Origin of the sequence: Streptococcus sp. Marseille-P6264 (assembly GCF_902460355.1) — a bacterium.
Taxonomy (GTDB): domain Bacteria; phylum Bacillota; class Bacilli; order Lactobacillales; family Streptococcaceae; genus Streptococcus.
In genome coordinates, this window is record NZ_CABPTO010000001.1 from 408,719 (window position 1) to 422,728 (window position 14,010).

The 14,010-nt window shown below is 41.7% G+C and carries 13 protein-coding genes; 3 read left to right on the forward strand and 10 right to left on the reverse strand.

The window, feature by feature from the left end; genetic code table 11:
- Positions 1-194 precede the first annotated feature (194 nt).
- The 8 genes from FZ941_RS02100 to nox form a co-directional block, all read right to left on the reverse strand.
- The gene (locus FZ941_RS02100; RefSeq protein ID WP_148886662.1) at positions 195-380 is read right to left on the reverse strand and encodes a twin-arginine translocase TatA/TatE family subunit; all 186 of its coding nucleotides are present in this window, start codon (positions 378-380) and stop codon (positions 195-197) included.
- The gene (gene tatC / locus FZ941_RS02105) at positions 380-1,087 is read right to left on the reverse strand and encodes a twin-arginine translocase subunit TatC (protein ID WP_148886663.1); all 708 of its coding nucleotides are present in this window, start codon (positions 1,085-1,087) and stop codon (positions 380-382) included. The genes FZ941_RS02100 and tatC overlap by 1 nt, the downstream gene beginning before the upstream one ends.
- A complete protein-coding gene (locus tag FZ941_RS02110) occupies positions 1,080-2,777 on the reverse strand; it encodes an FTR1 family protein (protein ID WP_148886664.1) in 1,698 nt (565 codons plus the stop codon). Before FZ941_RS02110 ends, tatC begins: the two co-directional genes overlap by 8 nt.
- On the reverse strand, positions 2,755-3,963 hold the full coding sequence (efeB, locus tag FZ941_RS02115) for an iron uptake transporter deferrochelatase/peroxidase subunit (RefSeq protein ID WP_148886665.1): 1,209 nt from the start codon (positions 3,961-3,963) through the stop codon (positions 2,755-2,757). Before efeB ends, FZ941_RS02110 begins: the two co-directional genes overlap by 23 nt.
- Before the next feature lie 4 nt (positions 3,964-3,967).
- Positions 3,968-4,840: an iron uptake system protein EfeO gene (efeO, locus tag FZ941_RS02120; RefSeq protein ID WP_148886666.1), complete on the reverse strand. Its 873-nt coding sequence runs from the start codon at positions 4,838-4,840 to the stop codon at positions 3,968-3,970.
- A 127-nt stretch (positions 4,841-4,967) separates the two neighbouring features.
- Positions 4,968-6,521 carry a chloride channel protein gene (locus FZ941_RS02125; protein ID WP_148877626.1) on the reverse strand — a complete coding sequence of 518 codons (1,554 nt, stop codon included), beginning with the start codon at positions 6,519-6,521 and terminating at the stop codon, positions 4,968-4,970.
- A 184-nt stretch (positions 6,522-6,705) separates the two neighbouring features.
- Entirely contained in the window at positions 6,706-7,524 is an 819-nt protein-coding gene (locus tag FZ941_RS02130) for a PrsW family intramembrane metalloprotease (RefSeq protein ID WP_148886667.1), read from the reverse strand.
- 237 nt (positions 7,525-7,761) lie between these two features.
- The gene (gene nox / locus FZ941_RS02135; RefSeq protein WP_148886668.1) at positions 7,762-9,141 is read right to left on the reverse strand and encodes a H2O-forming NADH oxidase; all 1,380 of its coding nucleotides are present in this window, start codon (positions 9,139-9,141) and stop codon (positions 7,762-7,764) included.
- A gap of 242 nt (positions 9,142-9,383) precedes the next feature.
- Between nox and FZ941_RS02140 the strand changes: the two genes are divergently transcribed.
- The 3 genes from FZ941_RS02140 to FZ941_RS02150 are packed head-to-tail and all read left to right on the forward strand — an operon-like array spanning position 9,384 to position 12,187.
- On the forward strand, positions 9,384-10,313 hold the full coding sequence (locus tag FZ941_RS02140) for an FAD:protein FMN transferase (RefSeq protein WP_316246080.1): 930 nt from the start codon (positions 9,384-9,386) through the stop codon (positions 10,311-10,313).
- A 19-nt stretch (positions 10,314-10,332) separates the two neighbouring features.
- Positions 10,333-10,941 (forward strand): NADPH-dependent FMN reductase, encoded by a 609-nt coding sequence (locus FZ941_RS02145; protein WP_148886670.1) that lies wholly within the window; start codon positions 10,333-10,335, stop codon positions 10,939-10,941.
- Between the two features lie 22 nt (positions 10,942-10,963).
- Positions 10,964-12,187, forward strand: coding sequence for an NAD(P)H-dependent oxidoreductase (locus FZ941_RS02150; RefSeq protein ID WP_148886671.1), 1,224 nt, complete (start codon positions 10,964-10,966; stop codon positions 12,185-12,187).
- 332 nt (positions 12,188-12,519) lie between these two features.
- On the opposite strand, the gene sdbB is transcribed toward FZ941_RS02150, so the two are convergent.
- Positions 12,520-13,071, reverse strand: coding sequence for a thiol-disulfide oxidoreductase-associated lipoprotein SdbB (sdbB, locus tag FZ941_RS02155; RefSeq protein ID WP_148886672.1), 552 nt, complete (start codon positions 13,069-13,071; stop codon positions 12,520-12,522).
- A 12-nt stretch (positions 13,072-13,083) separates the two neighbouring features.
- On the reverse strand, positions 13,084-13,791 hold the full coding sequence (ccdA2, locus tag FZ941_RS02160) for a thiol-disulfide oxidoreductase-associated membrane protein CcdA2 (RefSeq protein ID WP_148886673.1): 708 nt from the start codon (positions 13,789-13,791) through the stop codon (positions 13,084-13,086).
- Between the last annotated feature and the right edge of the window lie 219 nt (positions 13,792-14,010).

Below are 14,010 nucleotides of genomic sequence, written 5' to 3' on the forward strand. Positions count from 1 at the left end.
AATAATGTTCGGAAATTAAGAAGAGACTGGGACAAAGTCCTAGCCTCTCAATTGTCTTTGGATAGTCAGCAAGACGCAGTAGTTGAGTGGGCTCTACTACGCTGATTTCATCAGCTTTTACAGCCCTACTCAACTGTGCGGAGGTGGGACGACGAAATCGAATTCTAACGAATTACCGATTTCTGTCCCACTCTCTAATCTTTCTTATCTTTCTCTGAGTTAGAATCTTCTGCTCCTCCATCGATTGCCTTTTTAAACTCTGAAAACATTTTTCCAATCGACTGCCCCAGCTCTGGCAGACGTTTTGGTCCAAAAATCAGCAAGGCTCCTAGAACGATAACGATAAGCCCTGGTAATCCAATGTCTTTTAAAATTCCCATTATGATGTTCTCCTTTTCTCAATCATTTTACTCAGTAAGATACTGATTTCGTAGAGTAAAATCAGTGGCACTGTCATTGATAAGTCACTGATGAAATCAGCCGGCGTCAAGATTACTGCTAATACTAATAAAACGAAATAAGCATAGCGTCTATATTTTATCAAAAATTGCGGTTTGAGCAAACCGATTGATGTCATAAAGGCCACAATGACAGGCAATTCAAACAAGCAAGCAATCGGAATGGTCGTGTGAAATAGAAAGGACAGGTAGTTCTGCGCTGTCATCTGGACGGCAAATAAACCATCTCCTAGAGAGAGCAAAACTTGCAAAATAGCGGGGCTGACAAAGTAAAAACCAAAGGCCAAACCCAAGACAAAGCTGAAAAATGTAGCTGGTATATAAGCAAAAATCGCCTTTGCCTCACTATTTCTAAGAGCAGGTCGGATAAATTCCCAAATCTGATAGACCATAAAAGGGAGCGTCAGTGAGAAAGCCACAAGACTAGCCAGGCTAATATAAATCCAAAGAATGTCGTCTGGCCCCAATACAATCAGCTTCTGCTCAAAGGAAGCGGTCAACCATTTGTAAATATCCGCTGCAAAAAGCAGACTGACCAGAAAAATCAAACCGAACCAGATTAAGACGGCTATAAAACGCAATCTAAATTCCGTCAAATGCTCAACAACGGTCTGTTCCTTACTAGGCATCTGCTTGCTCCTTTTGCCGATTTCTAAAGGTCACATAAAGGACAACGACCAGAAAGATGGCTTGACTTAGAAGCACTTCTAGGCTCGGATAAATTCCCAGCCAATCAATGGTTGGAAGATGAAAAATCAAGTGACTAGGGAAAATGGCTGTTAATTGCAGGGCATGAATGCTGACACCCAACATCTTAAAGGCCAAGGCATAAATCAGCCAGGTCAGACCAAAGAAAATCCGATGAGGCCGAATGAGACTACTGGCCTTGGTCATTAGAATTGCGAGCAAGACTAAAACCAAAATAGCAAGTCCCAGTCCCAAAAAGAAGTCTAGAGCAGTAATTCGTGGTAAAATGCCTGCATAGAACAAGATGGTCTCTGCTCCTTCACGAAAGACAGCGAGAAAGCTCAGGGCAAACATGGAAATAAAACTACCACTGGCTGTCACTGCCTGCATCTGGTTCTCCATGAAGTCATTCCACTTCTTGACAGAGGACTTACTGTGGAGCCAAATGCCGACCAAAATCATCATAACAACCGCAAAAATCCCCACTGCCCCCTCAATGATTTCACGATTGGAGCCAGAGGCAACGGCTGGAAAAAGAGTTTGCAGCAAAATAGCAATGGTCGCACTGGCTAGTACGCCCAAGGCAGCACCAGTATAAACCCATTTGAGACCTTTTTTCATCTTGGAGGCCTTGAGCGTCGTGACAAGTGCCATCACGATCAAGAGAGCCTCAACGCCCTCACGTAGCAAAATCAGCATGGCATCAAAGAAAGTATAAGATCCGCTGGTGTCAATCTGTTCTAGCTCACTAATCAAGGATTCTAGCTGGTCTTGATAGTCCTTATCCTTGCCCTTCACCATGATGACAGGCGACTGGCTTTCTACTTTAGTATAGAGGGAAGGATTCTTAGTGCTAACATCTCCCTCAATGCTTGGCCAAATCGTGATAAATTCCTTCATGGCAGCCTTGCCCTGCTTTTCGTCCCCTTTTTGGAAAGCAAGCAGAGCCTTTTTCAGCAGACCAATACCATCTGCCAGTGTAAGATTCTCACTGCTAGCAGACGCTTCCTCTCCCTTGACAAAGCTATCAATCGCTGCCGTCAGGTCATCATAGGAAGTTTGAATAGCTTCAAAATCCGTTGGCTCTGTCTCGATGGCACTCCGTAAAAAGGAAATGGCCGTCTCCACTTTGCCATAATGAGCCGAACTATGATCCCGCACCACTCCTTCATTAGCGGTCCAAGTCGAATTCATTTTTTTATAGGCTTCACGAATCTTTTCAAGATCCTTGCTCTTAATCGCTGCCTGAAGAGCTTGAAATTTTGATTCTAGTTTATTGACCAGCTTGGTTTTTTCCGCCTCAAGATCAACGGGATTCTGCTCCTTTTCAAAAGCCAAAAGAGCAGCTGAAACCTTGGTCAGCTTGTCCTCTGTCACATCGCCTGAGATAGTCAATGCCTTGCTGACTTCTTTCCCTGCAGCTGAGTCATGGTTGCTTAAAGCCGCAAATTCAGTCTGGATTTCTTCCAGTAATTCTTTGGCACTAGCTTGATCGCCTTTTTGAACGGCGGTGCTAGCATCCGTAATCTTGATAAAGAGACTACTATAAGAATCCTCAGCCGATACAGGCTGAGCTAGGAGTACGAGCGCCAAAAGTAAAAACAGGATCTTATTCAAATAATTTCTGACCAAGATATTCTCCTTCTTTGACACCGCCGAAGCAAGCAAACAAGCCACTGCCCACATGGGTGATATATTCATTCATCTTATCCTGTGCCCCAAGATTGGTCTGCACCTTTATAAAGCTGTCGGGATCCTTTTGGAAAGAGATAAAAAGGAGTCCTGTATCAAATTGACCCGTTGTTTCATCAATACCATCTGAATAAGAATAGGAACGGCGATAGAGGGGCTTGTCGACTTCTTTGGCCAGTCGCACATGTGCATCAACTGGAAGCAAGTCCAAGTCTACCTCGTCAAATTCATTCTTCTTACCAAAGGGCGCTCCGCTCTCCTTATAACGACCAAAGGTATTTTCCTGCTCTTGCAAATTGGTCCGATCCCAAGTTTCAAGAAACATCTGGATTCGGCGGACAGCCATATAAGAGCCACCCTTCATCCAGTCCTTGCTGTCACACCAAACTACCTTGTCAAAATCTTTCTCCTTTGTGACATTGGCCGTGCCGTCTTTAAAACCAAATAGATTGCGGGGAGTAGACATACGATCGCCAATGGCAGCAAAACCAGCCTGACTCCATTTCATGGTAACAGCATTTCGCGCTTTACGAACCAGATTGCGAACGGCATGAAAAGCCACCTGTTCATCATCCGCGCAAGCTTGAATGACAATATCACCGCCAGTATATTTCTCTTTTAATTGTTCCTTAGGGAAAGGAGGCATATCGCGAAATTCCTTGGGCTTTTTATCCTCCAAGCCCATTTTTTTCAGGAAAGAGGCGGAAACGCCAAAGGTCAAAGTCAGTCGATAAGGGTTGAGGCCGACCGTTTCTCCAGTATCCGTAGGTGGCAAGAGAGCATTGACGCCATCTTTCTTGACTAGCTCTCCATTGACCAACTTTTCACTGTAAACTGTCCAGTCCTTGAACATCTGCATAATGGTCTCCCTATCCGTCGTATGCAAATCCAGAATAACAAAATAGATATTCTTCTGCATCGGAGTTGTGATACCCGCCTGATGCTTCCCGTAGAAGCTGATTTCTTCCTCACCGTCAGCGAATTTCTTATCTTCCTTCGCTTGATTAGCGAAAAAAGCAGATGCACTGGAGACACCAAGCGCTAAGCCTGCGCCTCCAATCCCTGCTTTTTTAAGAAATTCCCGACGATTCATTTTTTTATTAAACCATTTTTCGTCCTTGGTCATCTTCTTACTTCCCATCTAGGATGATACCCATTTGCGAGAGAGGCTCGCCCAGTTTTGTGACAGCTTCTCCTAGCTCTTTGGTATCTTCCTTGCTCAATTCGGTATAAAGTTTATAATTCTTAGAATCAGTCATGTGCTTGTCTAGCAAACTATTAACATTCTTGAACTCAGTTTCTATACTTTTTACCAGTTTTTCATCTTTCTTGGCAATCAAAGGTTTAAAGAGTTCAAAAATCTTTTCTGCCCCTTGAATATTGGCACGGAAGTCATACAAATCCGTATGGGAGAAGATTTCTTCTTCACCAGTAATCTTGCTGGTCGCCACTTCGTTAAGGAGGTCAACTGCACCAGTCAGCATGATGTCTGGTGTGACCTCAACAGTCGCGATTTTAGCCTTTAATTCTTTGATGTCATTGACCAACTGGTCTGCATATTTCTCCGTACCAGCCGTTGTATTAGTTTCCCACAGAATTTTTTCAATCCGGTGGAAGCCTGACCAGCCTTCTTCGGTCTTGTTTTCATCCACATAGTCAGCTAAGCGGAAGTCAATTTTCACATCAGACTCTCCGAAGCTTTCGGCAATCGGCTCTGAACGCTCGTAGCTCATGCGAATTAGCGGATACATTTTCTTGGCTTCATCAAGCTTGCCTTCTTTGAGCGTATCTCTGAATTTCTCCGTATCCGTCAATAATTGATCAATTTCTTTCTGTACAAAGGCTTTATACTCTGCCGTTGCCTTATCCAAAGCTTTCCGGTCAGAGGCCGATAGACTTGTTTTCGCTTCCGAACTGCTGGCACTTGTATTCGATTTTTGATTAGCAGCACAGCCAGTCAGTAAAATAGCTGTTGACAATAAGACAATTCCAAGTTTTTTCATCTTGACTCCTTTATTTTCCCTAAAAGGGGCGAATTCATATAAATTATAACAATTTATTTCTCATATTTCAATAAATTGTCAGATAATTATAATAAAACTATTTTTTCTGAGTCAAGAAACAAGTATTTTAAAGCAAGATATCTTTAATTTTACCAATTTCTGACTTCTTAACGACAACATAAATCGTATCTCCTAGGTAGAGACGACTGGCTCCGTTGACCGTCTGAGTCTTACCCTTATGGATATTCATGGTGATCAAAACGCCATGCGGTAGCTCCAATTCATGCACCTGCCGACCCGCAATCTTTTCTGAAACAGGAATTTCAATCAGGGTTGTCTCACCGTCATCTTCAATCCGATGAGGCAGCATTTTTTCAAGCATAGCTTCATAAACAGGCGCTCCCTTTAGCAGATCCATGGCAATATAGGCCATCAGAGTGACCAAGCCCAGTGGCATAAGGTTACGGATATCTCCCACCATCTCCGTCACGAGAATCATAGCCGTTAGTGGAGCCTTAGAAATAGCGCCAAAATACCCACTCATTCCCAAAATGATAAAGATTGGAAATTGTTCCTGCGTAATGAACCCAGCTTCTACACAAAGGACTCCAATTGCTGCGCCCAATAGAGATCCCAAGGCTAGAATTGGCAGAAAAATACCGCCTGGTAGACCACTACCATAACTGATCATACTCCATGCAAAACGAAGCAAGAAAAAGATAAGCAGGGTTCCGACTGTATAATGAGCACTCGTCAGAGACAGAATCAGCTGATTCCCACCGCCCAGCAAATGAGGCAGAAAATAGCCAATCGGAACGATTAAAACAAAGGAAAAAATTGGATAATAATTTTTCGGTAGCCTAAAAATTTTTCCCAGAGCTTCATAAACCAGATGAATATTGAGGACCGCTTTTTCATAGAGAAAACCAGCCAATCCTAAAAACAGGCCCATTAAGATATAGATCCAGTACTGATTCAGCCCCATGAAAGGAATATTATCCGGCATATCCAAAACGGGGGTCAGGCCAAATATAGACAGGGAAATGAAATTTGCCACCAAACTTGCGGCCAAGGTTGAAACCCAAAAGAAGCGGGAGAAATGATGGTACACTTCCTCAACGACAAAAAGCAAACCTGCAATTGGCGCATTAAAAGCCGCAGCCAAGCCCGCAGCTGCACCACTAGCAATCAAGGTCCGCTCCTCTACCGGACTCAAGTTCAGCCACTTAGATATGCCTTTCCCGCTCATCGCTCCTAGCTGAATACTCGGTCCCTCGCGTCCCAGCATCAAGCCACTGGAAATCGCTAAAATACCAACTAAGAATTTTTTCCAGAGGATGCTCCACCAAGAAAGTGACATCAAGCCTTTCAACTCGGCCTCAACCTGTGGAATCCCTGAACCCTTTATATCCTTTTCTGTAGCTACCAATCTAGCATTGATAAAGACAATAAAAGCATAGAAGAAAAGCAAGGCTACTAGCCAAAACCACTCACTTCTACCCCTCACATAGGCCGCCTGAATCAAGTGGAAACTTTTCTCAATCAAAAAACGAAATGCCCCCACTACTAGTCCAGCAAAAATACCTACCAGAATCCCCCTAGATACTTGGGAAATAATAGAGCTGGATATAAAATTAAATTCTTTTTTCGTATCAGAAATTTGTTCTTTTTGTTTGATCATCATTTCTCTCCCAAAGACCTTATAGCAACATTTTAGCACAAAATATGGGCCAGAAACAAGGCGATAGCCATGAACATTTTACTTTTGAATGTAAAACTTTTAATATCAACTCCCTCAGAGTTAAAAGAATGCCAAAAATGCAGTTTGGACATCAAAAAAAACGACCCTGAAGGTCGTTTCGCTTTTAGATTGATAAATCTTCTTGATCAATCTTGTGTGCTGTTCGATAAGCTTGGTAGAAAATGAAGACAGCCACAGCAGTCATGACGGGAACGATAACTGGGATATCCGTTTCAATAGAAGTCAATGGAGAGTTCCAGAAGAAGTGGAGAACAAAAGCTGATAAGAAGTAAAATAGACCAGCTTTAAAATAGATTTTTTGAGTCTTAGCAAATCGGAACATCAGAGCTAATCCGATAGTGGTCAAAGCAGTGTAGAGCCAGTGAGAAGCTACCCCGCCTGTGATACGGCCTAAAATACCAGAGATCGTGAAGGAAAATCCTTCAGGTAGGTCGGAAAGGATATAAGAAAAGTCCTCACTAATCTGAAAACCTATGCCAGCTGTAATTCCCAATAGTAAAAAACCTTTAAGTTTTTTGACTGGCACTAGATAGACAGCGAAAGCAACTGCCAAAAGCTTAAGCGGCTCTTCAACCAGCGGAGCTGCGAGGGCATTCTCTAGATAACTAATCACTGTATTTGGAAAGCTCGTGCTAACCCACTCGTGGATATAAGTATTAGCTAATCCAGACGTCCAACCAGAAATGAATAACCCACCTAGCAGAGCAATCCCAAGGCTAAATGCTGGCGTCTGCCATTTTTTACCCAAACTGCGAATCAAAAACAGAGCTGGGATGATATAAAGTAGTGCCAAGAGGGCTGACAGTCCGACAATTCCATAACCAGAACCTGACATACTGCCAGTGGTATAAGCTTGTGTCTCGTATTCCAAGCCAATTGCGCTCAGAAGGAGAAAAGTAAAAAGAACAATATTTTTCTTCATATAGCAACTTTCTAAAATTTTATTTTCATCTTAGTATAACAAAAAAATCTAAAATAGAAGTAATTTTAAGACTCATTAGAATGATTATTAATTATTGTACTAGTTGGCAAACCTATAATATGCTTGTCTTGTTTTCATTCTCGTCTTTTCAGCGATACTTCTCGTTCTATATTGTCTTGACAATTGGACTTGATAAAGCGAGCAACAAAAAAAGTCCCTCATCGGGACTTTCATGTCTTATTTTTCAGCTGTAAGTGCAGCCATTGTGATGTAGTTGTATGGTTTGTTGAAGTGTGGCAAGAAGAATAGGTCTGTCAAGGCCAATTTATCAATTGTGACATGCTCTTGGATAGCAAGTGAGAACATGTGGATTCCCATGCTGATAGCAGAATCACGTGATACCATTTGAGCTCCAAGAATTTCGCGACTGTCTTTATCAAATACAATCTTGATGGCAACTTCGTGGTTGTCATGTTTCATGAATTCTGGTTTTTGAAGATCGTTAAAGCCTGTTTCAGTTGCGTTGTAACCAGCAGCTTTAGCCTTTTCAAGAGTCAAACCAGTTGAAACCATGTGAAGTCCGTAAATTGAGATACCGTTTGAACCTTGTACACCGATTCCTTCCAATTCATGTCCACAAGCATTGTAAGCACCAACGATACCAGTACGAACAGCGTTTGAAGCAAGTGCGATGTAGCTTGTGTCTTTACGAGCGTTGTCATAAACAGTCGCACAGTCACCTACTGCGTAAACGCCTGGGATTGATGTTTCTTGTTTCTTATCTACAAGGAAGGCACCGTTGCGGAAGAGTTCAATCTTACCATCAGCAAGAGCTGTGTTAGGACGGAAACCAACAGCAAGAACAACCATGTCCACATCAAATGTTTCTTTGTCCGTTACCAAGCGTTCAACTTTGCCATCACCTTGGATTGCTTTAACTGTTTGACCAAGAGCCAAGCGGATGTTATGGTCTTCCAAGTTCTTCGCCATCATTTGAGTGAAGTCTTTATCGTAGTAGCCGTTCAACACAGTGTCTACGATGTCAACAAGTACAACTTCTTTTCCAAGACGTTCAAAGGCTTCAGCAAGCTCAACACCGATGTAACCACCACCAACAACAGCGATACGCTCAAGGTGTTTGCTCTTGTCAGCAAGTTTGTTAATAACTTCTTCAGCATTTTGGTACAACTTAACAAATTGAACATTTTCAAGAGTTGTCTTGAATTCTCGGTTACCTTTGACAATTTCAACACCTTCGATTGGAGGCAAGATTGGAGTAGATCCAGTCGCAAAGATCAATTTGTCATAAGATTCTTTGTGCTCTTTTCCTTCAACTTCTGCTGTAACAACTTTGTTGTCATAGTCGATTGAAAGAACTGGTGAGTTCATGTAAACTTTAGCACCTTTTGCTTCCAATTTTTCTTTATCAGAGTAGAACAAGCCTTCAGCACCGTCAATTTGCTTACCGATCCAAAGCGCCATTCCACAACCTAGGAATGAAATATTTGAGTTTTGGTCAAATACAACGATTTCATTTTCATGACCAAAGTTATCCAACATAGTGTTGATACATGCAGTACCCGCGTGGTTAGCACCAACTACAACAATTTTACTCATAGAATAATTCCACCTTTAAAATTTAATTTACAAAGCTAGTATATCATGTTTCTGTTAGCGTTTACAAGATATATGCTCAGGATTTTTAAAAATATGGCAAATAAATTCGATTTCTCCATAAATTTAAGCAAAAAATTTCAATTTTTCTGAAAATAGTATATATTTACAATTGTGAAAACGGTATCTTTTTGGTATACTAATAGGGAAGATTAAGAAATTTAATAGGGAAGGTTGTGATAGAAGTGGATCTTAAGTCTAGATCCATCCATTTAATGGGATCAACTATTACTATTTCGATTCTCCATAAAGATGCTGACAGTCTTCTGGATCAAGTGTTTTCACTTCTTAGATTGTACGAAAAGCGTTTTAGTGCAAATGATGACAGCTCTGAGCTCATGCAAATCAATCACGCTGCTGGTAAACATGCCGTTTGCGTCCATCCTGATCTGTTTGAGTTGATTGAGTTAGGAAAAAAGCATAGTCTCGCTCCAGACAGTCATCTCAATATTACCTTAGGTCCCTTGATTCAAACTTGGCGGATAGGCTTTGCGGATGCGAAAGTTCCCAGTCCCAAAGAAATCAAGCAAGCGCTGGCACTCACTGACCCTGAGTGTATCGAGTTAGATGCAGCTGCCTCCAGTGTTTTTTTAACAATGGAAGGCATGAAAATCGACTTAGGCGCCCTTGCCAAAGGCTATATCGCAGATAAAATCGCTGCTTTTCTAAGAAGACAAGGTGTCACCTCTGCCCTCATCAATCTTGGTGGAAATATCTTAACCATTGGTCTAAATGAAAAAAATAATCGTTGCTGGTGGATTGGCATTCAAAATCCAAGCTTGCCACGGGGAAACGACCTAGCTCTTCTATCCATTCAGGATCAGTCTGTCGTGACCTCAGGGATATATGAAAGAAAACTGCAAGTTGACGGCAGGGTCTATCATCATATTTTTGACCGCACCACAGGTTATCCGATTGACAATCAGCTAGCTAGTCTCACGATTGTTTCATCAAAGTCCGTAGATGGTGAAATATGGACGACCCGTTTATTCGGGGAAAGCCCTACTTCCATCTTAGAGAAAGTCGAACAAGAAAATGGAATCGAAGCCTTCGTTATTACAGAAAATCATCAAATTTTTTATTCATCTGGTCTCAGCCCAGAAATCTTATCCTAAATCCAGAAAGGAACCTACTATGTTAAAATTTATCGGTCTAGTTGGTACAAACTCAAAGAAATCAACCAACCGCCAACTCCTTCAGTACATGCAAAAGCATTTCGCTGATAAAGCAGAAATCGAGTTGGTTGAAATCAAAGATATTCCTATTTTCAACAAACCGTCTGATATGCAAGTTCCAGAGATTGTTAAAGAAATCGCTGCGAAAATCGAAGCTGCTGATGGTGTTATCATCGGAACGCCTGAATATGACCACTCTATTCCTGCTGTACTTATGAGTGCCTTGGCTTGGTTGTCTTACGGTATCTATCCATTACTTGGTAAACCAGTGATGATTACAGGAGCCTCTTATGGAACTCTGGGTTCATCTCGCGCCCAACTACAACTCCGTCAAATTTTGGATTCACCAGAACTCAAGGCTTCTGTTATGCCAGGTTCTGAATTCCTACTTTCTCACTCACTTCAAGCCTTTGATAAAAATGGAGACTTGATTGACCTCGAAACCATTCAAAAATTAGACGCTCTTTTTGATGACTTCCGTTTGTTTGTTAAAATTACAGAAAAGTTATCAAGTGCCCAAGCACTTCTTCATCAAGAAGCTGAAAACTTTGACTGGGAAAAATTGTAAGAACTAGAAGGGAAAGAATCACATGAAATTTGTTGGACTTGTCGGCTCAAATGCAGACCAATCATACAACCGTAAATTACTAGAATTCATCAGAAAACAATTTAAACTGAAATTTGAATTAGAAGTCTTGGAAATTGATGAAGTTCCACTCTTTAATCAAGATGAGAAATGGGACGAATCCTTCCAACTGCGCCTTTTGTACAACCGAATCACGCGCGCTGATGGTGTCATTATTGCTACTCCTGAGCACAACCACACCATTACAGCAGCTCTCAAAAGCGTCCTTGAATGGCTCTCTTATGAGGTTCACCCATTTGAAAGCAAACCTGTCATGATTGTGGGAGCTTCCTACTACGACCAAGGAACCTCTCGTGCCCAAGTGCATTTGCGTAAAATCTTGGATGCTCCAGGTGTCAATGCTTATACTTTACCAGGAAATGAATTCCTTCTTGGTAAAGCGAAAGAAGCTTTTGATAATGCAGGCAACATCACAAACGAAGGAACTGTTAAATTCCTTGAATCTTGCTTAGATAACTTTGTTAAATATGTTGAGGTAGTCTCAAAATTGAAAAAACCAAAACCAATTGAACCAGAAGACTTGGATTGTGGTAAACCAATCGCAACAACCATCACAGAAGTTGACCCTGATGATCCAGAATGGGTAGAAAAAGCAGCAAAAGCTGTTGGTGCTGTTTCTGGCGATACTTATGTCAAACTTGACCATGGTATCTTGACAGTTAACCAAATCGACATGTTCTTAAAAGCTATGCCGTTCGAGTTGACTTATGCCGATGATAACAACCAGTTCCTTTACTATAACAACGTTCATCAAGATCCAGACACTATGTTTGCTAAACGTGTACCATCTCAATCAGGTGGCCGTCTCTCAACTCTACATAACTCTCTTCCTGCTGCCCGCATGAAGAACGTAGAATGGGTAGTTGGTGTTCTTCGTAATGGTGATCAAGAGTACGTTCGTACAATTGTTCCAGGTTCACCAGCAGGGGTTATCAACACCCATAACTACCAAGCAATGTATTATCCTGACGGTTCTTACGCTGGTATCAACGAAATCGTCTTCAACTTCCAACCTTGGCTTGACTGGTATTTGCAAACAACTGGCCAACGCTTGGTCGGAGGAAGCGGACCATTTGCACCTGCAGCCGCTGATGCTTCTTCTGGCGCTTCAGATACGGGTGGCCACGGCGGTGGAAATGCCGATGCTACTTCTGGTGCTAGTGCCTAATCAAAACAAAATAAAAGGAGTTTGGGACAAAAAGATTTCAATTTTTAAAAATCTTAATTATTAATTCCTTCAAATCTATAATTAAATGCGAAAAGCGGACAAAGCAGAATTCTGATGACCAGAAAACTAGTTTTGTTCGCTTTTTATATTTGAGGTCGGACTTTTGTCCCAAATTCCTCAATTGTCTTTGGATTGTCGAGCAAGACGCAGTGGTTGAGTGGGCTGTAAAAGCTGATGAAATCAGCTTTTACAGCCCACTCAACTGTGCGGAGGTGGGACGACGAAATCGAATTCTAACGAATTATCGATTTCTGTCCGACTCTATTTTTACTTTATTTCATTTCTTTAAAAGCTTTTTCTGCTTCTTCGTTGCTGATTGCTCCAAATTGAATTTTACCAATTTTTCCTTGGCTATCAATGAGGATTTCGGTTGGAATACTGCGAACCTGATAGGCTTGGAAGATTTCACCAGACGTGTCAAATAGAACGGGCACATCCTTATATCCTTGTTCTTGATACCATTTTGGGAAGTCCTCAACAGACTTCTCTCCTTGGAGACCCGGTGCTACAATAGACAATATTTCAAAATCACGATCTTTTTTACCAGCTAACTCGACCAATTCTGGCATGCTTCGCTTACAAGGTCCGCACCAAGAAGCCCAGAACTTCAGATAGACTTTTTTCCCACGGTAATCAGAAAGCTTGACAGTTTTTCCATCCATCGACTGAAGAGTGAAGTCCGGTGCCTCCTGGCCAACTGCAACCAGCGATTGAACACTTGTATTGGACTGGCTTTGGCTATCTGTGCTCTTTTCGTCAGAAGAGCAGGCTGAAAGTGTCAGAAACGCCACCAAAGCAACAACTAGCGAAAGAATTTTTTTCATCTTTTTCTCCTTTTATCCAAAGATTCCTGATAAAGCATTTAACTGCCCGAGCATGAGAAGGATTCCCATGAAAATAATCAAGGCTCCTCCAATTTTTTTCATCAATCCCATGTAGGGTTTGATTTTCGCAAAATAGCGCATAACGAAGCCAGAAGCTAGGGCCAAGATGAGAAACGGCAAGGCCATTCCCAAGGTATACACCAATGTTAGAAGCGCTCCTTGAACAGCTCCATTTCCTCCAGAGGCAGCTAGAGCCAGAACCGAACTAAGGACAGGGCCAATACAAGGCGTCCAACCAAAACTGAAACTAATACCAAGCAAAAAGGCTGACAGAAAATCATTCCGACGACTGTTCTTCTTAAATTCCACATTTTTCTGGAATTGTAACTGCCTGATATTAATCAGCTCCATCTGGTGAATTCCTAGCAAGATAATGATAATCCCCATCAGATAACGGAATTTCTCATCGTAAATCACTCCACCTAAGAATCCTGCACCAAAGCCTAGTAGAAAGAAAACCAAGGAAATTCCAGCAATGAAACACAGGGTCTTGATCAGACCAGTCCAAGCAATCTTTCTGCCTAAAAACTTGACTTCTCTAGGCTCTTCTTCATCCAGCAAAATTCCTATGTAGACTGGTAACAGGGGAAAGATGCAAGGTGAGAAAAACGAGAGAATTCCAGCCAAAAAGACCGAAACAAAAAATAAACCAGACTCCATCCCAACCTCCTTTAAGATGTGTTTGTCAATATTATTATAACAAACGATTTAAAATTTTCCACATTTTGCTACACTATCCTCATTCTTGTATAATTTATCGGAGAAGCCATCTGTGAAAGTCCTATTTTGCTCCTAAACAGCAAAAAAGAGAGTGGGACAGAAATCGGTAATTCGTTAGAATTCGATTTCGTCGTCCCACCTCCGCACAGTTGAGTAGGG

Bases quoted from the DNA above. Each gene is read 5' to 3' on its own strand.
- FZ941_RS02100 (WP_148886662.1), bottom strand. From the start codon at position 380: ATGGGAATTTTAAAAGACATTGGATTACCAGGGCTTATCGTTATCGTT.
- FZ941_RS02145 (WP_148886670.1), top strand. From the start codon at position 10,333: ATGTTAAAATTTATCGGTCTAGTTGGTACAAACTCAAAGAAATCAACC.
- efeB (WP_148886665.1), bottom strand. From the start codon at position 3,963: ATGACCAAGGACGAAAAATGGTTTAATAAAAAAATGAATCGTCGGGAA.
- efeO (WP_148886666.1), bottom strand. From the start codon at position 4,840: ATGAAAAAACTTGGAATTGTCTTATTGTCAACAGCTATTTTACTGACT.
- tatC (WP_148886663.1), bottom strand. From the start codon at position 1,087: ATGCCTAGTAAGGAACAGACCGTTGTTGAGCATTTGACGGAATTTAGA.
- ccdA2 (WP_148886673.1), bottom strand. From the start codon at position 13,791: ATGGAGTCTGGTTTATTTTTTGTTTCGGTCTTTTTGGCTGGAATTCTC.
- nox (WP_148886668.1), bottom strand. From the start codon at position 9,141: ATGAGTAAAATTGTTGTAGTTGGTGCTAACCACGCGGGTACTGCATGT.
- FZ941_RS02130 (WP_148886667.1), bottom strand. From the start codon at position 7,524: ATGAAGAAAAATATTGTTCTTTTTACTTTTCTCCTTCTGAGCGCAATT.
- FZ941_RS02125 (WP_148877626.1), bottom strand. From the start codon at position 6,521: ATGATCAAACAAAAAGAACAAATTTCTGATACGAAAAAAGAATTTAAT.
- sdbB (WP_148886672.1), bottom strand. From the start codon at position 13,071: ATGAAAAAAATTCTTTCGCTAGTTGTTGCTTTGGTGGCGTTTCTGACA.
- FZ941_RS02150 (WP_148886671.1), top strand. From the start codon at position 10,964: ATGAAATTTGTTGGACTTGTCGGCTCAAATGCAGACCAATCATACAAC.